Origin of the sequence: Pantoea sp. EKM103V, from assembly GCF_011800365.1 — a bacterium.
GTDB lineage: Bacteria > Pseudomonadota > Gammaproteobacteria > Enterobacterales > Enterobacteriaceae > Pantoea > Pantoea anthophila.
The window spans coordinates 224,770-251,037 of record NZ_JAALFQ010000004.1 but is presented as its reverse complement, the minus strand read 5'-3'; the positions used below and the strand labels follow the sequence as shown (position 1 = coordinate 251,037).

Sequence of the window (26,268 nt, the reverse complement as noted above, 5' to 3'; positions counted from 1 at the left end):
TCATCTATGAGGTACGTAATCGCGTGGGCCGGGCGTCAAGGCTGACCAGGCCACTTCACGCAACATGACTCACCCCACATCCAGTGAAAAAAGATCTCCCCCAGCGAATTAATCATTCTTTATAATTTTTTCCAGTTTGAATAATTTATTCCTTTTGCGGAGCCCGCCATGAAACTCGACCTCAGCCAGATGATTACCGAAGGCCGCAACCCGGCCAGCCAGAACATTGACGAACTCTCCACCGAAGCGATGCTGCGCGTTATTAATGACGAAGATAAAAAGGTCGCGCTGGCAGTTGAGGCTATCCTGCCGCAGATCGCTGCCGCCGTTGACGCCATCTGCGCCGCCTTCCGGGCCGGTGGACGACTGATCTACTGCGGCGCAGGCACCTCCGGACGGCTCGGTATTCTGGACGCCAGCGAATGCCCGCCCACCTTTGGCACCCCCCGCGAACAGGTTATCGGCCTGATCGCCGGTGGCCATACCGCCATCCTGCAGGCGGTTGAAAACGCCGAAGATAACCGGGAGCAGGGCGCGCAGGATCTGAAAGATATCCACTTCAGCCGCCACGATATCCTGGTCGGTATCGCCGCCAGCGGTCGCACACCCTACGTGCTGGGTGCGCTGGCTTACGCGAACGAACTTGGCGCGACCACCGTGGCGCTCACCTGTAATCCGGACAGCGCCATGGCACAGGTTGCCGCGATTGCGCTCACCCCGGTGGTCGGCCCGGAGATTGTCACCGGCTCTTCCCGCATGAAAGCGGGCACGGCGCAGAAACTGGTGCTCAACATGCTTACCACCGGCGCGATGATCCGCAGCGGAAAGGTCTACGGCAATCTCATGGTGGATGTGGAAGCCACGAATCAGAAGCTGGTTCAGCGCCAGGTCAACATCGTCATGCAGGCCACGGATTGCGATGACGCCACGGCCCGCGCCGCGCTCACCGCCTGCGGCGGACACTGCAAAACGGCCATCCTGATGGTGCTGGCCGGACTGGACGCCGATGAGGCAAAAGCGCTGCTCAGCCAGCATCAGGGCTTTATCCGTCAGGCTCTGCAGGCAGCGGGAGCACGCTGATGGCCAGCATCACCGTAGCACTGCTGCGCGATATCCTGCAGGCGGTCGGCGGGGCGCACAATATCGCAGCCTGCGGTCACTGCATGACGCGGCTGCGGCTGACGCTCAATCAGGCCGGGCAGGCCGATCTGCCACGCCTGAAAAGCCTGCCGGGCGTGCTGGGCGTCATCGACAGCGAGGCGCAGCTTCAGATTGTCCTCGGTCCGGGGAAAGCGCAGACCGCCGCGGAAGGGATGCAACGCCTGCTGTCACAGGAGGATATCTCGCCACCTCTCCACCAGCATACGACGGATCTGGCGCTGCGGGCGGCAGAGCAGAAGCAGCAGCTCAGGGCGAAACAGACCCACGGCGTTCACCAGTTTCTGTCGCGTTTTGCCACCATTTTTACCCCGCTGATTCCGGGCTTTATCGGCGCGGGCCTGCTGCTCGGCTTCGCCACGCTGATTGAGCAGAGCCTCCACCTTAATGCGCCCGGCGACCATGCGCCCTGGCTGCTGCACACCGTGGCGTACATGAAAGTGTTCGGCAAAGGGCTGTTCACCTTTCTCAGCATCCTGATTGGCTACAACGCGCAGAAAGCCTTTGGCGGCAGCGGCGTCAACGGTGCCATTATCGCCTCGCTGTTTGTGCTTGGCTATGTGCCCACTGCCACCACGGGTTACTACAGCGGCATGGAGAGCTTCTTTGGCCTCAGCATCGATCCGCGCGGCAACATTATCGGGGTGCTGATGGCGACGATTATCGGGGCATGGATTGAGAAACAGCTGCGCCGCATCATTCCCGATAACCTCGATATGATCCTCACTTCGCTGTTCACGCTGGTGATCACCGGCGCCATCACCTATCTGCTCATCATGCCGCTGGGCGGTGAACTGTTCAGAGGGATGTCCTGGCTGTTCATCCATCTCAACAATAATCCCTTTGGCTGTGCTCTGCTGGCCGGGCTGTTCCTGATTGCGGTGATGTTCGGCATCCATCAGGGCTTTATTCCGGTCTACTTTGCGCTGATGGAAAGCCAGGGCTTTAACTCCCTGTTTCCGATTCTGGCAATGGCGGGGGCCGGGCAGGTCGGTGCAGCACTGGCGCTGTGGTGCAAAGCGGAGAAAGGGGCGCTGCTGCGGGCGCAGATCAAAGGTGCCATTGTGCCGGGCCTGCTGGGTGTCGGTGAACCTCTGATCTACGGCGTCACCCTGCCGCGCCTTAAGCCCTTCATCACCGCCTGTGGGGGCGGAGCGCTGGGCGGTTTCTTTATCGGACTGGTGGCGTGGCTGGGATTACCGGTGGGGATGAATACGGTATTCGGGCCATCCGGTCTGGTCACGCTGCCGCTGATGACGTCCGGACAGGGGATCTTCGCCGGGATGGCGGTCTATCTGGCCGGGCTGATGGTCGCCTGGACCGGCGGGTTTCTGCTGACCTGGTGGTTCGGCACCCGAAATGTTGACCTCAGCTGACGGACTGCCGGAATTCTGAAATCCGGCTAACGGATGAATAATCGCCCAAAAATGTGAAAGCCGCTGCAAAGTGGCTTTTTTCGCGGCAGAAATTTAACGGAAACGCTAAAGAGAGTACAGACGCATGCCGAAAACATAAAAAAAGGTAATCGTTATCTCTCAGCCCACCGTTTTCCCGCTGACAGTTAAGCTGTTGCGGGTACAAGGTGGGTCTTCAAGGATTTTTGATGCGTAACAACCAGCCTGTCTCTCAGCGTGAATATCTGTTCGACGATCATGCGACACTGATGTCCACCACCGATCTCAACAGCCACATCACCTACGCCAACGACGCCTTCATCGAAGCGAGCGGATTCACCGCCGACGAGATCAACGGCCAGCCGCACAATATGGTGCGCCATCCCGACATGCCGCCGGAAGCCTTTGCTGATATGTGGGCGACGCTGAAGCAGGGCGAGCCCTGGACCGCGCTGGTCAAGAACCGACGCAAAAATGGCGATCACTACTGGGTGCGGGCTAATGCCATTCCGGTGGTGCGCGACGGCAAAGTGCAGGGTTATATGTCAGTGCGCACTAAACCCACCCCGGAAGAGGTGCGTCAGAGCGAAGCGCTCTATCAGGATTTTCGTGAAGGCCGCGCCAGAGGGCGACGTTTTCACAAAGGCCTGCTGGTGCGCAGCGGCTGGGGGCGACCCGCCTCATTGCTGAAGACGCTGCCCCTGCGCTGGCGGATCCGCAGCACCCTGCTGGCACTGCTGCCCCTGTCGGTGGCGGGTACCTGGGCGCTGGGTATGACACCGGCGGCCCTGGCCGGTTTTGCTGCCGGTATGGCCGCTCTGCTGACACTCAGCAGCCTCTGGCTGGAGCAGCAAATCTCCCGCCCGATCGAACGGATGTGTCAGCAGGCCCTGCGCGTGGCGACCGGAGCCAGCCATCAGGTTGAGCAGATGGATCGCGTGGATGAGGTGGGCGTGACGCTGCGTGCCATCGGTCAGCTCGGCCTGATGTTCCGCTGGCTGGTGGATGATGTCAGCGGCCAGGCGATCAACGTCTTAAGCGCCAGCGACGCTATCGCCCGCAGCAATAACGAACTGAGTCGTCGCACCGAGCAGGCGGCCGCCAACGTGCAGCAGACGGCGGCCACCATGAACGAAATGACCGCGACGGTGAAGAGCAATACGGAAACCGCGCATGAGGTAAATACCCTTTCCGCCGACACCAGCAGTGCGGCCAGCAAAGGCGGTGAGGTGATGAGCGAGATGATGGAGATGATGGGCGAAATCGCCGACAGCTCGAAGCGAATCGCCAATATTACCAGCGTGATCGACGGTATTGCCTTCCAGACCAACATCCTGGCGCTGAACGCGGCCGTGGAAGCGGCACGGGCCGGTGAACAGGGCAAAGGCTTTGCGGTGGTAGCGGGCGAGGTGCGCAGTCTGGCGCAGCGCAGCGCCAAAGCGGCCAGTGAGATTAAAATGCTGGTCGAAACCAGCGCTGGCCGGGTCAAATCGGGCAATGAACACGCCAGCGCGGCAGGCCGGACCATGCAGGATATCGTGTCGCAGGTGCAGAATGTCACGGCACTGATTGCCCAGATCAGTGCCGCCACCGCCGAGCAGGCCACCGCACTCAGTGAGGTGAGTTCAGCGGTGGAAGATCTTGATGACATTACCCATCAGAACGCCGCGCGCGTATCGGAAAGCGCCGAGGCGTCGGGCCGCATGACCCATCAGGCAAACCGTCTGGTGGAGGCGATCAGCGTATTCCGCTAAGCGGCAGATGAGGCGGTCAGCGCCTGCGTGCCTTCGCGTCCGGCTCGCAGCGCGCCTGGCGACTGACCGACGATGCGTTTAAAGGCGCGGCTGAACGCTGCAATCGAGCCGTAGCCGAGATGGTAAGCCACGGCTTCCACCGCTTCGCCATTGTTCACAATCCGCTGCACCGCCAGCCGCATCCGCAGTTCGGTCAGATAACGTAACGGCGTCATGCCGGTGGCGTTGAGAAAACGGCCGGCAAACACCGAACGCGAACAGCCCGCCACGCTGGCCAGCCGCGCGACCGTCCAGTTTTCGCCTGGCTCCCGGTGCATGGCGGCAATCGCCTGACTCAGCCGCGGATCGCGCATCGCCTGCACCAGCCCGCTCTGCTGGCCGCAGCCGTTCTCCACCCAGCCGCGCACAATCAGCGCGGCAACCACGTCGGCCAGACGCGACAGAATACCGGCAAATCCCGCCTGCCGGGTGCGCGACTCCCGTTCCATCGCCGCCAGGATCGGCTGAATCTCCGGATACTGCGACAGCAGGGTACTCACCAGCATCACATCCGGCATGGTATTGATCAGCGGCTGCATGCCGCCCAGTTCAAATGCCATACAGGCGCTGAACAGCAGCACGCTGTGCTCATCCTCACCGGCATCCTCCGGGGCGGCGATGGCGCAGACGCTGTCGCAGATCGGCTTGCTCGTCATATTTTTCACACACAGGCAGGCCACCTCCTCGCCGGAGATCAGGCTGTGCGGTTTACCGTGCGGCACCAGTAGCGCATCGCCGCTGTGAAGCGGAAACACCTCACCGGAGGCGCTGCGCACCAGCAGTGAGCCGCGGCCGACAAAGTGAAACTGCGCCCGGCCCGGTGCGTGATCGAAGCGCAGCCCGAACGGTGCGCTTACGGCGATACGCTGATAGTTGACGCCATAAAGGCGCATCCCCATCAACAGCTCGCTGGTCAGGTCTCCATAGTGGCTCATGCGATTCCAGACGAATTATCAAAAATGAAGGTGTAAGCATCATAGATCGTCCTGACGCCTCACTCTATGCTCTCTCACACTTTTTTATCTTCCGGAGAAGCAGCATGAGTCTGACAACCGAAGTGGCTGATGAGGTTTCCTCGCCGACCCACCCCGCGTGGGGCGCGGTTTTTGCTATGGCGTTTGGGGTGTTCAGCCTGATTACCGCCGAATTTTTACCCGTGAGTCTGCTGACGCCCATGGCGCACAGCCTCGGCGTTTCAGAAGGGCAGGCGGGACAGACCGTCACCATTACCGCCCTGGTGGCGCTGTTTACCAGCCTGGTGACCGGCAGCGTCACGCGGCGTATCGACCGCCGCATCGTGATGCTGGTGTTCTCACTGCTGCTGATCGCCTCGGCGCTGATGGTGGCGTTTGCCGGCGATCTGACGGTGATATTGCTGGCGCGCGTGTTGCTGGGGATGGCGATAGGTGGCTTCTGGACGCTCTCAACCGCCATCACCATGCGTCTGGTGCCCGTCGATCAGGTGCCGCGGGCGCTCTCCATCGTCTTCAGTGGGATCTCGCTGGCGACGATTATCGCCACGCCGCTTGGCAGCTACCTCGGTGGTCTGGTGGGCTGGCGCAACATCTTTATGCTGACCGCCGGGCTGGGCGCGGTGGCGCTGCTGTGGCAGTTCTTTACCCTGCCCGCCATGCCGGCAGAGAACAAAGCCCGCAGCGGCGGCGTACTGACCCTGCTGCGGATCGGCGTGATGCGCTGGGGCATGCTGGCCGTGATCATGATGTTCACCGGCCACTTCGCCTTCTTTACCTATCTGCGCCCTTTCCTGGAAAGTGTGGCGCAGTTCAACCTTAACCAGCTGTCGCTGGCGCTGCTGGCATTTGGTGTGGCGAACTTCTTTGGCACCTCGCTGGCCGGTTTTCTGGTAACCCGCAGCGTGTCGCTGACGCTGAGCGGGATGGCGCTGCTGATGAGCCTGACCGCGCTGCTGCTGGTGACTTTTGGCGGGGTCAGCTGGATAGTGGGAGCGGGCGTGGCGATCTGGGGCATGGCGTTTGGTTCGATGCCAACCGGCTGGTCAACCTGGATTTCGCGCGCGGTGCCGGATGATGCAGAATCGGGCGGTGGCCTGCTGGTCGCCACGATTCAGCTGGCGATAACTGTCGGCGCGGCGGCGGGCGGCTGGATGTTCGATCTGCGCGGCGCTGGCGGCGTATTTGTTGCCAGCGGGGTACTGATGCTGCTGGCTGCACTGACCATCTTCAGCCGGGTCCGGCACCACGGTTAATCTTTTTCAGGCAGCGGATTATGCTGCCTTTTCTTTCATTAACGGGTGATTAACCTTTTGAGCGATAACTGTACGATGCGTGCTTTTTATGTTCAGTTTTTCTGAAAGAGATAAGCAAAACCCTCCGCTTTTTCCTGATCAACTTCCGGACTATTATTTCTATCAACAAGGCAATACGCCTTACCTGATAAAAATCAACCGAGGAATTGACCATGAAATCTATCAAAACTTTTGCAGCTGTTATGGCGCTTTCTGTTCTGCCATTCGCCAGCTTCGCGCAATCTGTGACCGCCATCGACTCTACGCTGGATGGTGCTGAAGCGAAAATTGCTGCGCAGGCTCAGGAAGCTGGTGCTTCATATAAAATCACTGAAGCTTACACCAACAACGGCGTGCACATGACCGCTGAACTGCTGAAATAATCTCTCTGCCCTCCCATGCCGACAGGACGCCTCCGGGCGTCCTGTCGGCGTTTCTGCGCGAATAATCCTGTCCCTTTCCTTCCGAAATAATTATTATTCTCAAAAACAAGATTCTCTCAGGCTGCTGGTCAGCTGTTTCTGGTTGCAATGTCGGGCTTTCATTTCACTGCGTCTGCGGTGAATTCACTCTGGAGAAGTTATGAAAGCGAATACCAATACGCGCCGGACGCTGCGTCCGCTGTTACTGGCTACGGCCCTGTTTTCTGCGTCAGGATGGCTGGCTGTGCAGGCAGAAGATCTGAATCAGGCGGTGGGCAAAGGGGTCTATGAACTGGCCGTCAGCCCGAAGGAGAATGCGCTGTTCGTGGCGACAGCACAAAACAGCAGCGGCGAGGGCGGCACCGTGTTTCGTCTCGATCCCGCGACGCTGGCGGTGCAGAAGTCGATCGCCACGCCGCTGAAATCGTTTGGCGCGGCGCTCAACCCGCAAACGAACGTGCTCTATATCGGAAATACGCTTGACGGTTCAGTGACCGCGATTGATGCCAGCAGCGGCAACCTCCTCAACACGCGGGTGCTGGATGGCCGCAAGCGCAGCGAAACCGTGCGTCCGTTGCAGCCGCGTCAGGTGGCTGTGGATGTGAAAACTGACCGCGTCTATATCACCGGGCTGGGGCCGCAGAGCGTGGTCTGGGTCGTGGATGGCAGTTCGCTGAAACTGATCAGCACGATCCCGAACACCGGCAAAATGGGCACAGGCCTGGCAGTGGATTCAGCCGCGCAGAAGGTGTACGTCACCAATGCGGATGGCGAGCTGGTGACCATTAACGCCCGCACCAATGCCGTTGAGAAAAAACAGAAGATTGATGGCGATAAAGCGCACTTCTTCCTGAACATTGCGCTGGATACGCGCGGTCAGCGTGCCTTCCTGAGTGATTCAAAGCAGGCTCAGGTGCTGGTGGTTGATCTGCGTAGTCAGCAGGTCATACAGCGGATTGCCGTTCCGGAATCGCTGGCGGTACTGTTCAATCCGGATCGCGATGAGCTCTATGTCACCCATCGCAAAGCGGGCGAGGTCAGCATCATCGACGCCCGCACCTATCAGGTTAAACGTACCGTAAAAACGCCGGCCCTGCCGAACAGTCTGGCGCTCTCAGCGGATGGCAACGTGCTTTATGTCAGCGTGAAGCAGCCAGGCTCGCGCAAGGCGCCGCCAGCGAATCCTGATAGCGTGATGCGCATTACTCTGTAAGGAACGCTCTTTGCGCGGGCAGACAACGTGTTCTACCCGCGCTCAGAAATGTAAGGGTCAGATATGAAACGCCACGTTTTTTCCGGTCGGCAGTTCCACATTCAGACTCAGTTTCCCGCCCATCGCTTCGATATAACGTTTGAGCGTAGCCACTTTTATCTCATTCCCGCGCTGTTCGATCTGAGCAACGGCAGGCTGACGTACCCCCATGGTCTCTGCGAGGCTTTTTTGTGATAGCTGAAGTTCCTCACGAATCATCTGCAGCCCGACTTCCAAGACCATCTCATCAGACATTTCTTTGATTCGCGCCTGACTCTCCGGGGAAAAGTCAGCAATAACATCATCCAGGGTTCTCATTGATTATTTTCCTTCTCCAGTTCAGCAAGCCAGGCTGAAAATTCACTGTCGGCAATACGTATCATTCGGCTGTAGAAACGTTTGTCCTGACTCTTATCGCCCGCACACAACACGATAGCGCGGCGGACAGTATCAAAGGCATAAAAAGCCCGGATCGGCCTTCCTGAATAGTGTACGCGTAGTTCTTTCATGTTCTTATACCGCGATCCGTTCAGGGTATCAGCATAAGGACGAGGTAAATCAGGACCGTAAATTTTTAACATTCTCAGGTCTGCTAACATTTTTTCCTGCAGGGGCTGTTCCTGCTCACTTAACCAGCTTTCAAACCGCGCGCTCAATAACACCGTCCACATGGCATTACTCCCTGTCTGAATTTCATCCCGTTACGGCAGATTATAAGCTGTAGCTTATAAATTCAAGCGGTGCGATGACGACAGTGATGGAAGCAGGCAATAAAAAAGCCCGCTTTCGCGGGCCTGGATGTCAGTGCGTTTCTGCGGGCCTCAGGCCCGAAGATCCTGTTTTTTGCTGGTCAGAAACGTGAGCGACGCTCTTACACATCCTCTGACGCTTCGCGCATCATCTCGTCGTGCGGCACATCATCCAGAATCTGCTCGAAGCTGCGCAGACGTTTGTAGATGGACATCAGTTCAATCAGCGTCGACCAGGAGGCGATCAGATACTGGAACGAGCCGCGCACCTGATCAAATACGTTGGTGATCTGGTTGAGTAAGCCCAGCGTGATGGTGCCCGCCACAATCGAAGGAAACAGCAGGAACAGACCAAACACGTTATCGACCTGCAGATAGAGAATGCGGGTGATGTTGAAGTAGAGATAGTGAAAGTAGAGACGGAAGTAGTTAACCCGCACCCGACTGAACAGCTCCTGCACCGTCTGTGGCCCGGCGCGATCGGCATTATCTTCGCCGTAGACCAGCTCTTTACGGTAGGCGGCTTCGACCCGCTGGTTGCGGAACTCCAGCCCAGGCAGTTTAATCCCGACCAGCGCCAGTAAACCTGTACCAAACACCGACCAGAGCACCGCGGCAATCACCAGCGCGTAAGGGATATTACCGAGGAACGGAATATCTTTAACGTGATGGGAGAGCGCCACCAGTACCGGCAAAAATGCCACCAGCGTCATGATCGCCTGAATAAAACTGACGCCCCAGTTTTCCAGCGTGGTCGCAAAGCGCATGGTGTCTTCCTGAACACGCTGTGCGGCACCTTCAACATGGCGCAGCCGCTGCCAGTTGTGCATGTAATAGTTATTCATGGCGGTACGCCAGCGGAAAACCCAGTGGCTGATAAAGAACGAATTGAGTACGCCAATCACCACCGCGATTAATGCGATGCCGAGAAAAGCCACAACCTGGTGGTAAAACTCAGCAATCTGCACCGATCCCGCTTTTGTCAGCGCTTTCTGGATCAGATCGTAAAACGGGCCATACCAGGCGTTGATGGCGACCCCGACCTGGACACCAAACCAGGTGACAAAGATGATCAGTGCCGATCCCCAGACTGACCAGCGTTGCCACGGATGAGAGTCGATCACCCGCCACGCCACGGCAAAAATGGCGACCATTATCCAGTAATAGAGATAGAACCAGATCTGACTCGCCGCGATAAAACGCGCTGCGGTCGTCGGCAGGGGCGCTTTGATGGCGGTTTCGAACATGGGCCACATGCCGGGCAACTGCTCAGCAAAACCAAACCAGGCAAAAATAGCGACTAAACTCCAGACGGCCGCTGAGCTGAAAAACAGCGCTGGCCGCGGAAAAAAAGACTTAAACATAGGCACTCCGCTGTTGTGTGTGGTCTTTTATAACGTTTTGGTTGCTTGCTGTCTGTAGTCTGTTGTTTCTGCTCATGACAGGGCAGGGATGAATGTTAATGAAATTGTGCGGTTTTGTTTCGCGGAACTAAATCTTTGTGAATAGCAGTGTTACAATATGGCGGCTTGTTACCGGTAACAAGCCGGCATCAGGGCCGGTATCTGCTGATAAAAACCACTACAACGCAACCACCTATTTTTTCATACCGCCATCCAGCGCGGGAATGAGGCAATGTCATGTCAGAACAAAAAAAGGGTCATTCACGCAGGGATTTTTTGCTGAAGACAATCACCCTGGCGCCTGCAATGGCGGTAGGGTCCACAGCGATGGGTGCTCTCTCCCTGCCGCTGACCGCACAGGCGGCTGAAACGCCGGCTGCACCGCAGAAGGCGCGTGATTATCAGCCCTCCTGGTTTACCGCCGAAGAGTATGCCTTTATCACCGCCGCCGTGGCGCGCCTGATCCCCAGCGATGAACGCGGGCCTGGCGCTGTGGAAGCGGGCGTGCCAGAGTTCATCGACCGCCAGATGAATACGCCCTATGCCACCGGATCGAACTGGTATATGCAGGGGCCGTTTAATCCCGATCTGCCGAAAGAGCTGGGCTATCAGCTGCCGCTGGTGCCACAGCAGATCTACCGTCTCGGTCTGGCCGATGCCGACCACTACAGCAAACAGCAGCACGGTAAGGTGTTCGCTCAGCTCAGCGTGGAGCAGCAGGATGCGCTATTGCAGGCGATGGAGAGTGGCAGCGCCGAATTCAGCCAGCTGCCCGCTAAAACCTTCTTTGCCTTTCTGCTGCAGAACACCCGCGAAGGCTTCTTCAGCGATCCTGTCCACGGCGGAAATCAGGGAATGGTCGGCTGGAAGCTGATCAACTTCCCTGGCGCACGCGCCGACTTTATGGACTGGGTAGAGCGCGGTGAACGTTATCCGTTCCCGTCAGTATCGATTCGCGGGGAGAGAAGTTAAGCATGGCAAACGAAATGAAAAAAGTGGATGCGGTGATTGTTGGCTTCGGCTGGGCCGGTGCCATTATGGCGAAAGAGCTGACCGAAGCGGGCCTGAATGTGCTGGCGCTGGAGCGTGGGCCGCATCGCGACACCTATCCCGACGGCTCTTATCCGCAGTCCATTGATGAGCTGACCTATAACATCCGCAAAAAGCTCTTCCAGGATCTCTCTAAAAGCACCGTGACCATCCGTCATGATGCTTCGCAGACGGCGGTGCCTTATCGTCAGCTGGCGGCATTCCTGCCCGGCACCGGCACCGGCGGCGCGGGCCTGCACTGGTCAGGCGTCCACTTCCGCGTGGATCCGATTGAACTGCGGATGCGCAGCCATTACGAAGAGCGTTACGGCAAGAATTTCATCCCGGAAGGCATGACGATTCAGGATTTTGGCGTCAGTTACGATGAGCTGGAGCCGTTCTTCGACAAGGCAGAAAAAGTCTTTGGCACCTCAGGCAGCGCCTGGAGTATCAAGGGCAAGGTGGTCGGCAAAGATAAAGGCGGTAACCCGTTTGCGCCCGATCGCTCAGATAACTTCCCGCTGCCCGCACAGAAGCGTACCTACTCGGCGCAGCTGTTTGCGCAGGCGGCGGAGTCGGTCGGCTATCATCCTTACGATCTGCCTTCCGCCAACACCTCCGGGCCCTATACCAACACCTATGGCGCGCAGATGGGGCCGTGTAACTTCTGCGGATACTGCAGCGGCTACGCCTGCTACATGTATTCCAAAGCGTCACCTAACGTGAACATCCTGCCTGCCCTGCGCCAGGAGCCAAAGTTTGAACTGCGTAACAACTCGTATGTCCTGCGGGTCAATCTCAGCGATGACAAAACGCGCGCAACCGGCGTGACCTATGTGGACGGGCAGGGGCGCGAGCAGGTGCAGCCCGCTGACCTGGTGATCCTCTCCGCCTTCCAGTTCCACAATGTGCATCTGATGCTGCTGTCAGGCATCGGCAAGCCTTACAACCCGATTACCAACGAAGGCACCGTCGGCCGTAACTTCGCCTATCAGAACCTCTCTACCCTGAAGGCGCTGTTTGATAAAAACACCACCACTAACCCGTTTATCGGCGCAGGTGGCGCGGGCGTTGCGGTTGATGATTTCAACGCCGATAACTTCGACCACGGACCGCTGGGCTTTGTGGGCGGGTCGCCATTCTGGGTCAACCAGGCGGGGACCAAGCCGATCTCCGGCATGCCAGTGCCTGCTGGTACGCCAGACTGGGGCAGTAAATGGAAAGCGGCGGTGGCGGATACTTACACCCATCACCTGTCGATGGATGCGCACGGCGCGCATCAGTCCTACCGCGCTAACTATCTCGATCTCGATCCCAACTACAAAGATGTTTATGGGCAGCCACTGCTGCGCATGACCTTTGACTGGCAGGAGAACGACATCAAAATGGCGCAGTTTATGGTCGGAAAAATGCGCAATATCGCGGAGGCGATGAATCCGAAGATGATTCTGGGCGGCGCGAAAAAGCCGGGCACCCATTTTGACTCCAGGGTTTATCAGACCACCCACATCAGTGGCGGTGCGATCATGGGCGACGATCCGAAAACCAGTGCGGTTAACCGCTATCTGCAAAGCTGGGACGTGCCGAATGTGTTTGTACCAGGTGCCTCTGCCTTCCCGCAGGGACTGGGCTACAACCCGACCGGCATGGTGGCGGCGCTGACCTACTGGTCAGCTAAAGCGATTCGCGAAAACTACCTGAAGAACCCCGGTCCACTGGTGCAGGCATAAGGAACATGGCGATGAAAAATGGCATTCTGGCCCTGATTCTGGGCACCCTGACCTTTGCCGCGCTGGCGGATGAGAGCCAGGACAATCTGGTTAAGCGGGGAGAGTATCTGGCGCGCGCCGGTGACTGTGTGGCCTGTCACACCAGCAAAGGCGGCGCGACCTTTGCCGGTGGTCTGCCGATGGCCACCCCGATTGGCACCATCTACTCCACCAACATCACTCCCGATCGCACGACCGGTATTGGTGAGTACAGCTACGACGACTTCCAGAAAGCGGTGCGTCATGGCGTGGCGAAAAATGGCGATACACTCTATCCCGCCATGCCTTATCCCTCTTACGCGGTCGTCAGCGATGAGGATATGAAGGCGCTTTACGCCTATTTCATGCATGGCGTGACGGCGGTGAAGCAGCCAAATCGCGACAGCGACATTCCGTGGCCGCTGTCGATGCGCTGGCCTCTGGCGATCTGGCGCGGGATTTTTGCGCCCGATGTGAAAGCGTTCCAGCCTGCCGCTCAGGAAGATCCGGTGCTGGCGCGCGGTCGCTATCTGGTTGAGGGGCTGGGCCACTGCGGAGCCTGTCACACGCCGCGCAGTTTCACCATGCAGGAGAAGGTGCTGACCAACGCCGAAGGCAACGACTATCTGGCGGGCAGCAACGCGCCGATTGACGGCTGGACGGCCAGCAACCTGCGTGGCGATAACCGCGATGGACTGGGGCGCTGGAGCGAAGATGACCTGCGTCAGTTCCTGCGTTATGGCCGTAACGATCAGACTGCCGCGTTCGGTGGGATGACCGACGTGGTGGAGCACAGCCTGCAGCACCTGAGTGAAGCCGATATCACCGCGATTGCGCGCTATCTGAAGTCACTGGGCGCGAAAGATCCGCATCAGGCGGCCTTCAGCGTGGATGATGCCACCGCCAAAGCGCTCTGGCGCGGCGATGACAGCCAGACCGGCGCGGCGGCCTATGTCGACAGCTGTGCGGCATGCCATAAAACTGATGGCAGCGGCTATAAGCGTTTTTATCCGGCGCTGCGCGGCAACCCGGTGGTACTGGCGGACGATCCGACCTCGCTGATTCACATCGTGCTGGTGGGCGGGCAACTGCCTGGTGTGAACGGTGCGCCATCGACCATTACCATGCCGGCATTTGGCTGGCGGCTGAACGACCAGCAGGTTGCCGATGTGGTGAACTTCGTGCGTAACAGCTGGGGCAATAAGGCGTCAGAGCCGGTGACCGCGAAACAGGTCGCGTCGCTGCGTAAAGATGAGAAGGATCGTCTGGGCAGTGCAGACATTCGGGTGCTGGAAGGCAAATAACCCGTAAAAAGGCCGTCATCATCAGGATGACGGCCTTTTCTTTTAAATATTCTCCAGATCGATTCCGCGGGTTTTCGGCCCGTAAATCCCTACCGACAGCATCACCATCAGCATGCTCAGTACGATGAACGTAATCACACCCGGCGTGCCGGCGTATTGCAGGATCACCCCGATTAAAATACTGCTGAATACCGTAGAGAGGCGGCTGAAGGAGTAGCAGAAGCCGACTGCCCGCGCCCGGATGTGGGTCGGGAAAATCTCGGTCTGATAGGCGTGGAAGCTGAAAGTCAGCCAGGCGTTGGACCAGGTAATCAGGAAGCCGCAGAGGATCAGCAGCACCGGCTGCGTCTGAAAGGCGAACAGCGTGCCGAATATCACCGTCATCAGCGATGACAGTACAATCTGCCACTTATTCTCCAGCTTGTCGGCATAGCGGCTGCAGATCAGCGATCCCAGCGGATAGGCTAGCGTGATAAAGAAGGCATAGAGCAGACTGTGTGTCACCGTGGCACCGCGGCCTGACAGCAGCGCAGGCAGCCAGTTACCAAAGCCAAAAAAGCCGATCGCCTGGAAAAAGTTCATCACCACCAGCATCAGGGTGCGCTGGCGATAAGCGGGAGCCCAGATTTCACGAAAGCGCCCGCGTTTGGGCAGCCGTGCAGCCGCGTCATCGGGCAGGATTGCGGGCCCGGCCGGAATGCCGCAGCGCTGCTCCATCGCCGATAACACCTCATGTGCCGCCTGATAGCGCCCCTGCTGCGCCAGCCAGCGTGCCGATTCCGGCAGATTTCTGCGCACCAGCCAGATCACCAGTGAACAGAGCGCGCCTGCGATCACGACCCAGCGCCAGCCTTCCAGGCCGAACACGGTCTGCGGCACCAGCCACCACGACATCAGCGCGACGGCAGGCACCGATAAAAACTGCACGAAAAAGGCGTAAGCAAAGGCGCGGCTGCGCAGGTGGCTCGGCACCCATTCCGACAGATAGGTATCAATGGTCACCAGCTCGACGCCCAGCCCGATCCCCACCAGAAAGCGGAACAGAATGATCATCTCCGCGCTCTGCTGAAAGGCCATCAGCAGGGAAAAGAGCCCATACCAGAGCAGCGCACACATAAAGGTCAGGCGGCGGCCAAATCGGTCAGCGTAGGGGGCCAGCAGGCTGGCGCCGAAAAAGAGGCCGAGAAAGGTGGCTGACGCAAACGCAGCCTGATCGGAGAAGCCGAGCACGCCCGCCTCACCGGTGTGAAAGACGCCCGCCGCCAGCAGGCCGGTGCTGATATAGCCGGTTTCAAACAGGTCGTAAAGTTCAAAAAAGCCGCCCAGCGCCAGCAGGGTGATAAAGCGCCATAAGCCAGCGGACGCGGGCAGCGCATCAATGCGCCCGGCTACGCTGTTGCGGGTCGCCGATGACGCGTGCATCGGCGGCATGCGGGTGGAGTGAGTGGTCATATCAGCGTCAACCTCAGGCAGTGTGGGAAACACCCGCAGGCGGTTATGCAGAACGTCAACCGTTAGCAGGCGAAGAAATAGCAGAATAATCAATTCATCTGCCGTTGCCGAGAGGGGCGTTGCTGACGATTTAGCAACATACGTTGCAGGTTTTGCCATCCGTGGGCTTTTTCATGAAGCAGGCTGGGTGTACTATGTACTCCTCATGGAAGAGGCAGGAGTGAGCGATGAGTCAGGCAATTGAGTTTATCGAAACCCCGATGTTTACCCGACGGATAAAGCAAATCGCCACGGATGAAGAGCTTCGGGAGCTTCAGAGGGAGCTTATCGAGTCACCGGAGAAAGGCGATCTTATTCAGAAAACCGGCGGACTGCGAAAAATCAGGATGGCGACGGGCAATCAGGGTAAAAGCAGCAGCGCAAGGGTAATTTACTTTCTGGCTACCGCTGAGGTGATTTACCTGATCATGGCTTATCCAAAGAATCTCAAAGAGAACCTCACGGATGCGGAAAAAGCCGTGCTGAAAAAGCTGACACAAAGACTGAAAGAGGAGATATGACATGAGTTTTTTTGATGAGCTGAAAGCATCGCTGGAAGAGGCGGTGGAGATAAAAAACGGTGTAAGAGAACCCGCCCGTGTTACCCATTACGCGCTGGCTGATGTGAAGGCTATCCGGGCGCAGCTTAACGTTTCCCAGAGTGAAATGGCTGCTGCACTGGGAACCAGCCTTGATACGATAAAGAGCTGGGAAAGCGGACGCCGCAATCCGACCGGACTGGCAGCTAAAGTACTGGCGACTATCCAGAAGAATCCCGCCTTCTTTCAGGAACTGGCTGCGCACTGACATAACTGCAGTGCCGCAGAAAACGTGCCAGCGTTTATGCTGTATCGCTGGCACGGTGCCTTAAGGCAGTTGCGGCCAGACGCCCGGCCCAATCGGCAGTCCCAGCCAGTACCAGGCGACCAGCAGCGCGATCCAGCTGATAAAGAACACCAGCGGATAGGGGAAGATCAGCACATAGTAGGTGCCGAGCTGCGCATCCTTCTGGTATCGCTGCAAAAAGGCGAGGAACAGCGGCAGAAAGGGCGACATCGGTGCCAGCGGCAGCACCGCCGAGTCAGCGATGCGAAAAATCATCTGGGCAAAGGCGGGATGGAAGCCGAGCAGCATAAACATCGGCACGAACACCGGCGCCAGAATCGACCAGATGGCTGAGCCGCTGGCGATAAACATGCAGAGAAATGCCGACAGAAACATCAGGCCGAGAAATGCGGGCGCGCCGCTGACGCCTGCGCTCTCCAGCACGTCGGTCAGTCCTATCGCCATGAATTTGCCCATGTTGCTCCAGTTAAAGAACGCCACGAACTGCGACAGCGGAAAGACCATCACGATAAAACCCGCCATGCCTTTCATCGGATCGACCAGCAGCTGCGGGATATCATCCGGACGGCGGATCTGCCGGGTGGCGACACCGTAGGCAATCGCCACCACAAAGAAGAACAGAATAATGATCGGCACAATGCCCTGAATAAATGGCGAGGGGATAATGGCACCGCTGGCGGGATTGCGCAGCGGCGCATGTTCCGGCACGACCAGTAACGCCATCACGGCGATAAACAGCAGCGCGGCGATCCCGGCGGCACGCAGGCCGCGGTTCTCCAGCGGCGTCAGCCCCGCCAGCTTTTCGCCGTTGCCCTGCCACTGCGGCAGGCGCGGCTCAACAAATTTGTCGGTCAGCAATGCACCCACAATCGTCAGCACAATCACCGAGGTGGCCATAAAGAACCAGTTATCGATGACGCTGACATGCACCGTATCGCTGACCGCTTTAGCGGCTTCAGTGCTGATACCTGAAAGCAGCACATCGGTGGTGACGATCAGCAGGTTAGCGGTAAAACCCGAGGCGACACCGGCGATGGCGGCCAGCAGGCCCGCGACAGGATGACGGCCCACCGCCAGAAAGATCAGCGCACCCAGCGGCGGCATCACCACCAGCGCCGCGTCCGAGGAGATATGGCTGAAAAAGGCGATAAACAGCACCATGTAGCTGGCGTAACGGCGGCTGACGCGTGACGCCATCTTAACCATCAGCGACTGCAGCAGGCCGACCTTTTCCGCCAGCCCGGCACCAATGACCAGCGCCAGAATCGACCCCAGCGGGGTAAAGCTGCTGAAGTTTTTGATGATGTTGGGCAGGATCCACTGCAGACCCGCGACGCTCAGCAGGTTGTTGACCCGGACGATTTCGCCATTACCGGGGTTCTTCACCGCCAGATCCAGCGCACTGATAATAGCGGTTGCGACCATCAGTACCACAATCAGATAGACAAACAGTAAAAACGGGTTAGGCACTTTATTGCCTGCGCGCTCGATCCAGCTGAAGAGCCGGCCAGGACTACGGTTCTCGGAGGTTGCTTCCATGGTATGGGTTCTCTTCTTGTCGTCTTGTGACCCCCTTATCGATGGCGGCGCGGGCTGACGCCGGTCGCGACAGGCAACAGGCGGTGAGTTCAGTTCCGGCCCCGCAGAATCAGGGAAGTGTTTGCACTATTTTTATTCTGGTCCGCGTCAGCGACGCGGCCGCTGGCTCATCCGGCCAGTTTTGTGGGTGTGATCCCCGCCGGGATCGGGCAGTGATAGGGCTGCCCGGCGCGTGCCTTCTGAAATTCGGCCTGGCATTCCGCCAGCGCCTGTTCATCCTGCAGCAGCGTGGTCACCGTCGCCGCCATCACTTTGCCCGCCAGCAACATGCCCTTATGCGCGATCGTGGTGCGGCCCTGCGCCACCAGTTGCCAGGTGTGCAGCGGCGTGCCGAAGGTAAAGCAGGGCGCAAAGCACTGTGCCGTCGGCGTGACCCAGCTGACATCGCCGACATCGGTGGAGCCATAGAGCAGGTCGCGGGTGACGGCATAGGGCGCGACCTGATCCATAAACAGCCTCTCCCCCAGCTGCTCAGCCCAGGCGTGACCGGCTTCGCCACCGATACGGGCGGCGTTCAGGCGGGCATTACGCAGATCGTCATCGGTCAGAGTGGCACGCAGTTCAGCCGCGAACGCGCGCTCTTCGTCGCTGTAGTCGGGCAAACCAAAGTGATGCAAATAGCGCTCCATGACCGCTTCCAGCGCGCGATTAGGCACATAATCAGAGCAGGCTTTGTCAAAACGCACGGTCAGGGTCGTATCCGTCATCAGGGCGGCACCCCGGGCAATATTGATCACCCGCTGATAGATCGCCTGCGCCTGTGGCAGCGATGGCGCGCGGATCAGGTAGAGCACCTCCGCATCGGCCTGTACCACATTTGGCGAGACGCCGCCGCTGTTGGTGATGGCGTAGTGCAGACGTGCCTCCTGTTCGATGTGCTCGCGCAGAAAGTTGGCCCCGGTATTCATCAGCGTGACGGCATCCAGTGCGCTGCGGCCCAGATGGGGAGAGTTAGCGGCATGAGCCGCGACCCCTTTGAAGCTGAACGCGGCCTGAATATTGGCGAGCGTGCGCAGATTGAACATGCCGCTGAACCCTTCCGGATGCCAGGTCACGGCGGCATCCACATCGTCAAACAGGCCTTCACGCACCATAAAGGTCTTGCCCGATCCCCCTTCTTCGCCGGGGCAGCCATAAAAACGCACGGTTCCGCCAGCGTGATGCTGCTCCATCCAGGCTTTAACCGCACAGGCCGCCGCCACGCCGGCGGTGCCGAGCAGGTTGTGGCCGCAGCCGTGTCCGTTGCCGTTCACCTCCAGCGGTTCTGGCCGGGCGCATCCGGCCTGCTGGCTGAGACCGGCCAGCGCATCAAACTCCCCGAGGATGGCAATCACCGGTTTGCCGCTGCCGGCGCTGGCGATAAAGGCGGTGTCAATGCCGCCCACGCCGCGCTCCACGAGGAACCCGGTTTCGGCCAGCGCGTCGGCCAGCAGGGCCGAGGAGCGGGTTTCGGCAAAGCGGGTTTCCGGCGTATCCCAGATGGCGTCGCTGAGCGTGCTGAAACGGTGCTGATGGCGGTCGATATAGTCGGCAATAAAGGCTTCCATCATCGTGTTTCACCATACTGCGCCTGATTGAGCGCCAGCGTCGCCAGCAGCGTGATGGCGTCCGGCATGACCCGCTCATCAAAGTCGAATCGGGCATTATGGTGGCCCGCCGCCAGGTCACAGCCGAAAATGACGTATGAGGCCTGGCCGCCACGCTGCCTGACCCGCTCCATCATATAGGTCGCATCTTCTGATCCTGCCGCCTGCGCTTTGCGATCGACCACGGAATCAAAGATACCGAGCGCGTCTGCCTGCTGGTGGATGAAGTCGACCCACGGCTGCGTCGGGGTGCAGCTGCGCGCCGCACCCATCAGCGTCACCTGCTGCTCAACGCCATACATCGCCGCCGCACCGGCAATCACCCGCAGCGCCTGCTGATAAATATCGTCGTTAACCTGATTGGTGATGCCGCGGGTTTCGACCTTCAGCAGGGCGCAGTCGGCGACCACGTTGCGGCCGGTTCCGGCCTGCAGCACGCCGACATTCACCCGCGCCACGCCGCCGCTGTGCTGGGCCAGGCCATGCAGGGCCAGCGTCGCCTGAGCCGCCGCCAGCAGGGCATTGCGTCCCTCTTCCGGGCGGCCACCCGCATGGGCACCGACGCCGGTGAAGTGGACATCCAGCTTGGTGGTGGCGAGAAAGCTGTCGCTGCCGCACACCACTTCGCCCGCCGGCACGCCGGTGCCAATGTGAATCGCCGTGAAGCGATCCACATCATCGACCACGCCCGCCGCTACCATCGCTTTCGCGCCGCGTACACCCTCTTCAGCAGGCTGAAAAATCAGTTTGATGGTGCCGTTGAGCCGCTCTTTCATCGCCATCAGCACTGAGGCAAGCCCCAGCCCGATGGTGGTATGGCCATCATGACCGCAGGCGTGCATCATGCCCGCATTGCAGGAGGCGAACCCTTCCCGATGCGGCAGATGATCGCTGGCCTGGCTCTCATTGAGATCCAGTGCGTCCATGTCCACGCGGAAGCCCATCACCGGGCCGGGACGGCCGGTTTCCAGCGTCGCCACGATGCCGCAGAATCCGCCGGAAAAGTGGCTGATCCACTGCGGCAGCGCACCCTGTTGTAACGCCCGCGCCTCCTGCTGTTTCAGCACGGCGGCGTCGGGCAGGCCCATCCGCGCCTCTGCGTCGATCACCTCACGCCCCAGCTTTAGCTGATAACCGAGCTGATGCAGCTCTTCAGCGACCAGCGTGGCGGTGCGAAACTCCAGCCAGCCCGATTCGGCGTAGTGATGGAAGTCACGACGCCACTGCTGAAGCTGCGGCAGCCTTGCACTGACGTGGTCGGAAAGGGTTTTCATCGGCTCTGTCCTCGTTGTTGGTTTTTTATGCACTGCTTCGAATCTACACAATGGAATTGCCGGGCATAAGATGCGAATATCTTGTGACTGATAAACAACGGTTATCACAGAAGTTATGTCCGCTAATCTCAAGCTTCATCAACTGCGTGCGTTTGTTGACGTGGCGCGGCAGGGCAGTATCCGTGCGGCAAGCCGTGTTTCGGGGCTGTCGCAACCGGCGCTGACCAAAGCGATTCAGGAACTGGAGCGTGAGCTGGGGGCAAAGCTGTTTATCCGCCGCCAGCAGGGCGTCGTGTTGACCGATATCGGTGATAACTTTTTCCGTCATGCCAGCCTGGTGCTGGCGGAGCTGCGGGTCGCCGAAGAGGATATCCAGCAGCGGCTGGGGCGGGGCGGGGGGCAGGTGAATATCGGCATCGGCAGCAGCGTGGCGCGTACCGTTATGTCGCAGGTGATCAACCAGTTTCATCGGGAATATCCGCTGGTCAAGGTGCGCATCGTCGAAGGCCAGCTGGTGTCGATGGTGCATGAGCTGCGTCAGGGAACGCTCGATTTCACCATCAATACTTATGACCAGAGTCATCTCGATCAGGAGCTGATGTATGAGCGCGTGATGGAGCGGGAATATAAGGTGGTGGTTCGCAAAGGCCATCCGCTGGAAAAAGCCCGTTCACTGGCGGCGTTGCAGCAGGCGGACTGGACCATGCCGACGCCGAAAGGCAGCTATTACCGCCTGTTGCACGACCTCTTTGGCGAGCGCGGCATGGCACCCAAAATCGTGGTGACTTGCGAAACCTTTATGGCCTGTACCAGCCTGGTGGCGCAAAGCGATTTCATCAGCATTCTGTCAGCCGATGTGATTGACGATCCGGTTCTGGGACGGTCGCTGGTGGCGCTGACGCTTGACGAACCCCTGCCGAAAGCGATTTTTTATCTGATTCAGCGTAAGGAGACCGCGCTGACGCCCATGAGCAGCTATATGGCGCAGCTGTTTCGCCGTTATTGTCAGTAAAATCAGCGAGTAAAGTCGATCGTCTACACTCTTAGGGTACTGTAAAAATCCAACCGACAATATAGAGGTGAAGATGCAAGTCAGTCCTTATCTGTTTCTCTATGGCCGTTGTGAAGAGGCTATCGACTTTTACCTGCAGGCGACCGGGGGCGAGTTGCTCGCGAAAATGAAGTTTGGTGATATGCCGGATCAGGGAGAGCAGGTTGGCGATCAGTCCGCAGCGCCGCAGCCACCCGAGAAGATCATGCATGCGCAACTGCGTATTGGCGACGGCGAGCTGATGCTCAGCGACGGTAACACCGATCAGCCACCGGCGTCGGAACATGCCGGTTATGCGGTCAGCCTTTCCACCACCGATGTCGAAGAGGGTAAAGCGTGGTTTGAAAAACTGTCGGCAGGCGGCAAGGTGACAACGGAGTGGCAGGAGACTTTCTGGTCGAACGGCTTCGCCATGTTTATCGATAAGTTCAACATTCCGTGGCGCATCAATGTGGAGAAGTCGCAGGATTAAGCGGCTGACGGACGTCACAGGACGTGACGTCTTACCAGCAGAAACACAAGGCGGCGACGCGATAAAGCGCCGCCGCTTTACATCAGAAGTTGTAACCCGCCACCAGGTAGTAACCCCAGCCGGTCGATTTCAGCTCAAACGGCCCGTTGCCGAAGTTAACTTCCTGACCATCTGCCCACTGTCCGCCGTTGTGGAAATAACGCGCCACCGCAGAGAAGTGCCAGTGATCGTAGCCCAGTGACAGAATGTGGCTGGAGGCGATGGAGTTGCTGGTGCGTGATGCGCCGCCTTTATCGCGCAGATCGGAACCCCAGTCGAAGTTAGTGAAGCCGACATAGCCCAGATTACCGCCCCACAGCGTCGTGATCGGGACGAAGTATTTCACTTTGAAGCGATAGCCATCCCAGCTGTTCTCGTTCGCCGCACCGTAGTTTTCCCACTGATATTTGGCATAGACGTTCAGCGACAGGCCGACATCGCTGTGCGTATCGATATCGGTGCCGAGACCCATATACCAGGTGTTCTGGCGGCTGTCGCTGTTGCGGCCCATATCGTAGATGTAGTTGTTAGCAAAATACCACTCTTTGAACGGACCAAATGCCAGGCTGGTGCCGGTCAGCTTGTCGATCGAGAAGCGCGGCTCAATTTCCATGAACATCGGTGAACCGTGGTCGAATACGCCGTTGGCGTTGCTGTTGCCGACGCCGAAGAAATTAGGTACGTCGAGATAGCCGTAAAAGTCGAACCACTCTTTTTTCGCAAACGCTTCATATTCCAGATAGACGTCGTTATTGAACTGCGGTCCGAAACGGGTGTGGTAGCTGCCTACCACGTTAACGCTCTGATGCCACCAGTCAGAGAGATACTGCGGATCGCTTTCTGCGGCCTGCGCAGCACCACTCAGTGAACATGCCAGCACGGCACCTGCTATCAACGTTTTATATTTCATTATCATCAGCCACATGCTTTTGACCGCCGCACAGCAGACGCAGTCAGAGAGAAATCGGTCCCTGGAGGGAATGAGGATGTCAGCAAAAAACAGCCGGTTATTCAGCCCGCGTAGCGTGCCTGTAACAGATCGATAGAAAATAGATTTTGCTCACGTTTGTCAAAAAGTGTTGCATTACAATTCAGCTAAAATGTGATGCACTTCACAATTAAGACCGTGATCGAACGGAACCAGGCAACCGTTTACGTTGTCTGGTTCGTGATCAAAAAGGCGGGATCAGGGAAAAGTGACGCGAACCTGCAAACCACAGATCGCACCCTGTGGGGTCAGACAGTTGGAAAGGGCGACGTGAATCTGATGCTTCTGAGCGACGTTACGCACGATGGATAATCCCAGCCCGCTGCCCTGGGCTTTAACGTCAGGCGAGCGGGTAAAACGATCAAATGCGCGCTCGATAAAGGATTCCGGCATGCCTGGCCCGTTATCGACAATATCGACCACCGTTTTGCCCGCGACCCGATGCAGCAGCACATCGACCAGACTCCCTTCCGGCGTGTGCAACATGGCGTTACCAATCAGGTTGTCAAACAGGCTGCGCAGCTCAGAACGACTGGCCTGCAGACGATACTGGGCAGAGCCGTTAAAGCCGATATCGATGCCGCGCTTATCTGCCACCACCATCAGCTGCTCAATGCTCTCCTTCAGCAGATCTTCCAGGTCAATATGCTCGACGCTGGCAACCACGCTCTGGTCATCCTGGCGCGACACATTGAGTAGCTGTGTAACCAGATGACGGGTGCGCGTGACGCCCGCTTCCAGCTGGCTGAACTGCCGGCTCGCTTCGCCCGGCTGGATATGCTGACGCAGATTCTCCAGCTGTAAGGTCACCGCCGTTACCGGGGTGCGCAGCTCATGGGCGGCGTCCTCCAGGAACTGACGCTGAGAGGACCAGGCCTCGCGCAGTTTACTCAGCAACGAATTATAGGCAGCCACCAGCGGCAGGATCTCATCCGGCAGCCCCTCCGGCGAGACGTTATGCGGATGATGGGTCTCCTGCGCCGCGATCTGACGCGAAGCCACCTGCAGATCGCGGGTGATCTTGCGTACCACCAGCCAGATCACCAGCAGCGACAGCGGCATCATCAGGATCATCGGGATAATCGCCGCCAGCGCCCGCTTGACCATCGTGGACTTCATGTAGCTGAGGTTGTGCATGACCTGAATGGTTTTGATCGCGCTGCCGGGCAAACCGGGCCGGGTGTAGATTCGCCATTCACAGTCGCGGCACTGGCCGACATGCACGTCGCGGTAACCCCGCTGGTTCTGTAACGGGGCCGCCAGCTCCGGCCAGGAGCTGGCACGCAGCTGTCCGCGATCGTCCCACAGCTGAACCACAAACGCGCTTTTCGCTTTATCCGGCGCAATCAGCATCGGCATCAGGGCGGGCATCTGCTTATTGGTGGACCAGGCGTCCGCGATTTTTGCCAGCTGATCGTCCTTCATCGTGCCGACCATATCGCCGTAGCAGCTGAAGAAATACCAGGTGACACCGCCAATCATCAGCAGATGAATAATCAGCAGCGTAGAGAGCAGTTTATTACGCAGCGAGCGCATAAAGGTGAAGGGTTTCATATGGCCGGAACCCGCCAGCCCAGACCACGCACGTTGCGGATCACGTCGTTGTCCAGCTTGCGGCGCATGCCGTGAATCAGGACATCCACCGCGTTGCTGCTGACTTCATCGCCCCAGCCATAGATGCGGTTTTCCAGCTGCTCGCGCGACAGAATGGCACCGGGCCGCTCCAGCAGGGCGTAGAGCAGGGCATACTCGCGCGCGGTCAGCTGCTCGCGCTGACCCTTGTAGAGCACTTCGCGGGTCATCATATCCAGCTGAACATCCCCGCTGCCCAGCACTGAATCTGCTGCGCCATGGCGGCGTCGGGTAATGGCGCGCATCCGGGCCATCACTTCCTGGAGGTCGAACGGTTTAAGCAGGTAGTCGTCAGCGCCGCTGTCGAGCCCCTGAATGCGCTGCGCCACCGTGTCGCGGGCAGTCAGAATCAGCACGGGCGTGGAGTCGCCGCGCCCGCGCGCCCGGCGCAGCACCTGTAACCCGTCATCGCGGGGTAAGCCGAGATCGAGCAGCACGCAGCTGTAGCCGCCTTCGCTCCAGGCATTGTGGGCAAAGACGCCATCGCGCACCCAGTCCACCGACCAGCCCGCGCCCTCCAGTGCCTGCTGCAGGTTTGCGCCGATCATTTCATCATCTTCAACCAGTAATACGCGCATGGCTGATCTCCTCTGCAAAGATGGGAGAGAGTTTACTCATCAATTATTAGGCCAGAATTATCCGCCTTCACACTTCCCGCTGTCGCCGCGCTGGCTGCTTTGTGCACTGACTCATGTCAGGCCGCACCCTCTCACCTCCGTTTCACCCCTTGCTAATTCTGCGCTAATTTTCTGCTAATTAAGGGATAAATTTT

General features: G+C 58.6%; 24 protein-coding genes. 13 read left to right on the top strand and 11 right to left on the bottom strand.

The window, feature by feature from the left end; translation table 11 throughout:
• Positions 1 to 168 precede the first annotated feature (168 nt).
• The 3 genes from murQ (at position 169) to HFD97_RS11985 (ending at position 4,306) form a co-directional block, all read left to right on the top strand.
• On the top strand, positions 169 to 1,080 hold the full coding sequence (gene murQ / locus HFD97_RS11995; protein WP_140922774.1) for an N-acetylmuramic acid 6-phosphate etherase: 912 nt from the start codon (positions 169 to 171) through the stop codon (positions 1,078 to 1,080).
• Complete coding sequence (gene murP, locus HFD97_RS11990; protein ID WP_167431901.1) at positions 1,080 to 2,534, top strand: PTS N-acetylmuramic acid transporter subunit IIBC; 1,455 nt, start codon at positions 1,080 to 1,082, stop codon at positions 2,532 to 2,534. The genes murQ and murP overlap by 1 nt, the downstream gene beginning before the upstream one ends.
• Before the next feature lie 227 nt (positions 2,535 to 2,761).
• On the top strand, positions 2,762 to 4,306 hold the full coding sequence (locus HFD97_RS11985) for a PAS domain-containing methyl-accepting chemotaxis protein (RefSeq protein WP_046101031.1): 1,545 nt from the start codon (positions 2,762 to 2,764) through the stop codon (positions 4,304 to 4,306).
• Here the strand turns inward: HFD97_RS11985 and HFD97_RS11980 are convergent.
• Positions 4,303 to 5,280 (bottom strand): AraC family transcriptional regulator, encoded by a 978-nt coding sequence (locus HFD97_RS11980; RefSeq protein WP_009092573.1) that lies wholly within the window; start codon positions 5,278 to 5,280, stop codon positions 4,303 to 4,305. The genes HFD97_RS11985 and HFD97_RS11980 overlap by 4 nt on opposite strands.
• Before the next feature lie 104 nt (positions 5,281 to 5,384).
• On the opposite strand from HFD97_RS11980, the gene HFD97_RS11975 reads away from it, so the two are divergent.
• The 3 genes from HFD97_RS11975 (at position 5,385) to HFD97_RS11965 (ending at position 8,246) form a co-directional block, all read left to right on the top strand.
• On the top strand, positions 5,385 to 6,572 hold the full coding sequence (locus tag HFD97_RS11975; protein WP_167431902.1) for an MFS transporter: 1,188 nt from the start codon (positions 5,385 to 5,387) through the stop codon (positions 6,570 to 6,572).
• Between the two features lie 212 nt (positions 6,573 to 6,784).
• Positions 6,785 to 6,994, top strand: coding sequence for a DUF1471 domain-containing protein (locus HFD97_RS11970; protein WP_167431903.1), 210 nt, complete (start codon positions 6,785 to 6,787; stop codon positions 6,992 to 6,994).
• 199 nt (positions 6,995 to 7,193) lie between these two features.
• A complete protein-coding gene (locus HFD97_RS11965) occupies positions 7,194 to 8,246 on the top strand; it encodes a YncE family protein (RefSeq protein ID WP_167431904.1) in 1,053 nt (350 codons plus the stop codon).
• Between the two features lie 57 nt (positions 8,247 to 8,303).
• On the opposite strand, the gene HFD97_RS11960 is transcribed toward HFD97_RS11965, so the two are convergent.
• The 3 genes from HFD97_RS11960 to sbmA all read right to left on the bottom strand — a co-directional run bounded on the left by HFD97_RS11960 (position 8,304) and on the right by sbmA (position 10,398).
• The gene (locus HFD97_RS11960) at positions 8,304 to 8,603 is read right to left on the bottom strand and encodes a helix-turn-helix domain-containing protein (protein ID WP_167431905.1); all 300 of its coding nucleotides are present in this window, start codon (positions 8,601 to 8,603) and stop codon (positions 8,304 to 8,306) included.
• A complete protein-coding gene (locus HFD97_RS11955; protein ID WP_167431906.1) occupies positions 8,600 to 8,956 on the bottom strand; it encodes a type II toxin-antitoxin system RelE/ParE family toxin in 357 nt (118 codons plus the stop codon). The genes HFD97_RS11960 and HFD97_RS11955 overlap by 4 nt, the downstream gene beginning before the upstream one ends.
• Positions 8,957 to 9,156: 200 nt before the next feature.
• Complete coding sequence (gene sbmA, locus HFD97_RS11950; RefSeq protein ID WP_009092568.1) at positions 9,157 to 10,398, bottom strand: peptide antibiotic transporter SbmA; 1,242 nt, start codon at positions 10,396 to 10,398, stop codon at positions 9,157 to 9,159.
• 276 nt (positions 10,399 to 10,674) lie between these two features.
• On the opposite strand from sbmA, the gene HFD97_RS11945 reads away from it, so the two are divergent.
• The 3 genes from HFD97_RS11945 to HFD97_RS11935 are packed head-to-tail and all read left to right on the top strand — an operon-like array spanning position 10,675 to position 14,518.
• On the top strand, positions 10,675 to 11,409 hold the full coding sequence (locus tag HFD97_RS11945) for a gluconate 2-dehydrogenase subunit 3 family protein (protein WP_167431907.1): 735 nt from the start codon (positions 10,675 to 10,677) through the stop codon (positions 11,407 to 11,409).
• 2 nt (positions 11,410 to 11,411) lie between these two features.
• Entirely contained in the window at positions 11,412 to 13,196 is a 1,785-nt protein-coding gene (locus HFD97_RS11940; RefSeq protein WP_009092566.1) for a GMC family oxidoreductase, read from the top strand.
• Between the two features lie 11 nt (positions 13,197 to 13,207).
• The gene (locus tag HFD97_RS11935; RefSeq protein ID WP_167431908.1) at positions 13,208 to 14,518 is read left to right on the top strand and encodes a cytochrome c; all 1,311 of its coding nucleotides are present in this window, start codon (positions 13,208 to 13,210) and stop codon (positions 14,516 to 14,518) included.
• 42 nt (positions 14,519 to 14,560) lie between these two features.
• On the opposite strand, the gene HFD97_RS11930 is transcribed toward HFD97_RS11935, so the two are convergent.
• On the bottom strand, positions 14,561 to 15,970 hold the full coding sequence (locus HFD97_RS11930; RefSeq protein WP_167431909.1) for an MFS transporter: 1,410 nt from the start codon (positions 15,968 to 15,970) through the stop codon (positions 14,561 to 14,563).
• Between the two features lie 227 nt (positions 15,971 to 16,197).
• On the opposite strand from HFD97_RS11930, the gene HFD97_RS11925 reads away from it, so the two are divergent.
• Positions 16,198 to 16,530: a type II toxin-antitoxin system RelE/ParE family toxin gene (locus HFD97_RS11925; protein WP_167431910.1), complete on the top strand. Its 333-nt coding sequence runs from the start codon at positions 16,198 to 16,200 to the stop codon at positions 16,528 to 16,530.
• Position 16,531: 1 nt separating this feature from the next.
• Positions 16,532 to 16,816 (top strand): NadS family protein, encoded by a 285-nt coding sequence (gene nadS, locus HFD97_RS11920; protein ID WP_009092561.1) that lies wholly within the window; start codon positions 16,532 to 16,534, stop codon positions 16,814 to 16,816.
• A gap of 60 nt (positions 16,817 to 16,876) precedes the next feature.
• Here nadS and abgT read toward each other — a convergent pair whose 3' ends face one another.
• The 3 genes from abgT to HFD97_RS11905 form a co-directional block, all read right to left on the bottom strand.
• A complete protein-coding gene (gene abgT / locus HFD97_RS11915) occupies positions 16,877 to 18,394 on the bottom strand; it encodes a p-aminobenzoyl-glutamate transporter (protein ID WP_058957012.1) in 1,518 nt (505 codons plus the stop codon).
• 167 nt (positions 18,395 to 18,561) lie between these two features.
• Positions 18,562 to 20,004: a M20 family metallopeptidase gene (locus tag HFD97_RS11910; protein ID WP_167431911.1), complete on the bottom strand. Its 1,443-nt coding sequence runs from the start codon at positions 20,002 to 20,004 to the stop codon at positions 18,562 to 18,564.
• Complete coding sequence (locus tag HFD97_RS11905) at positions 20,001 to 21,314, bottom strand: amidohydrolase (protein ID WP_167431912.1); 1,314 nt, start codon at positions 21,312 to 21,314, stop codon at positions 20,001 to 20,003. The genes HFD97_RS11910 and HFD97_RS11905 overlap by 4 nt, the downstream gene beginning before the upstream one ends.
• A gap of 115 nt (positions 21,315 to 21,429) precedes the next feature.
• Here HFD97_RS11905 and HFD97_RS11900 point away from each other — a divergent pair, with 115 nt between their 5' ends.
• Together HFD97_RS11900 and yjdN are read left to right on the top strand one after the other, a co-directional pair.
• On the top strand, positions 21,430 to 22,326 hold the full coding sequence (locus HFD97_RS11900) for a LysR family transcriptional regulator (RefSeq protein WP_167431913.1): 897 nt from the start codon (positions 21,430 to 21,432) through the stop codon (positions 22,324 to 22,326).
• 73 nt (positions 22,327 to 22,399) lie between these two features.
• The gene (gene yjdN, locus HFD97_RS11895) at positions 22,400 to 22,837 is read left to right on the top strand and encodes a VOC family metalloprotein YjdN (RefSeq protein WP_009092553.1); all 438 of its coding nucleotides are present in this window, start codon (positions 22,400 to 22,402) and stop codon (positions 22,835 to 22,837) included.
• An 82-nt stretch (positions 22,838 to 22,919) separates the two neighbouring features.
• Here yjdN and HFD97_RS11890 read toward each other — a convergent pair whose 3' ends face one another.
• The 3 genes from HFD97_RS11890 to HFD97_RS11880 form a co-directional block, all read right to left on the bottom strand.
• Positions 22,920 to 23,786 carry a nucleoside-specific channel-forming protein Tsx gene (locus tag HFD97_RS11890; protein WP_150028751.1) on the bottom strand — a complete coding sequence of 289 codons (867 nt, stop codon included), beginning with the start codon at positions 23,784 to 23,786 and terminating at the stop codon, positions 22,920 to 22,922.
• A 276-nt stretch (positions 23,787 to 24,062) separates the two neighbouring features.
• A complete protein-coding gene (locus HFD97_RS11885; protein WP_009092550.1) occupies positions 24,063 to 25,418 on the bottom strand; it encodes a HAMP domain-containing sensor histidine kinase in 1,356 nt (451 codons plus the stop codon).
• Entirely contained in the window at positions 25,415 to 26,074 is a 660-nt protein-coding gene (locus HFD97_RS11880) for a response regulator (RefSeq protein WP_009092548.1), read from the bottom strand. Before HFD97_RS11880 ends, HFD97_RS11885 begins: the two co-directional genes overlap by 4 nt.
• Positions 26,075 to 26,268 lie beyond the last annotated feature (194 nt).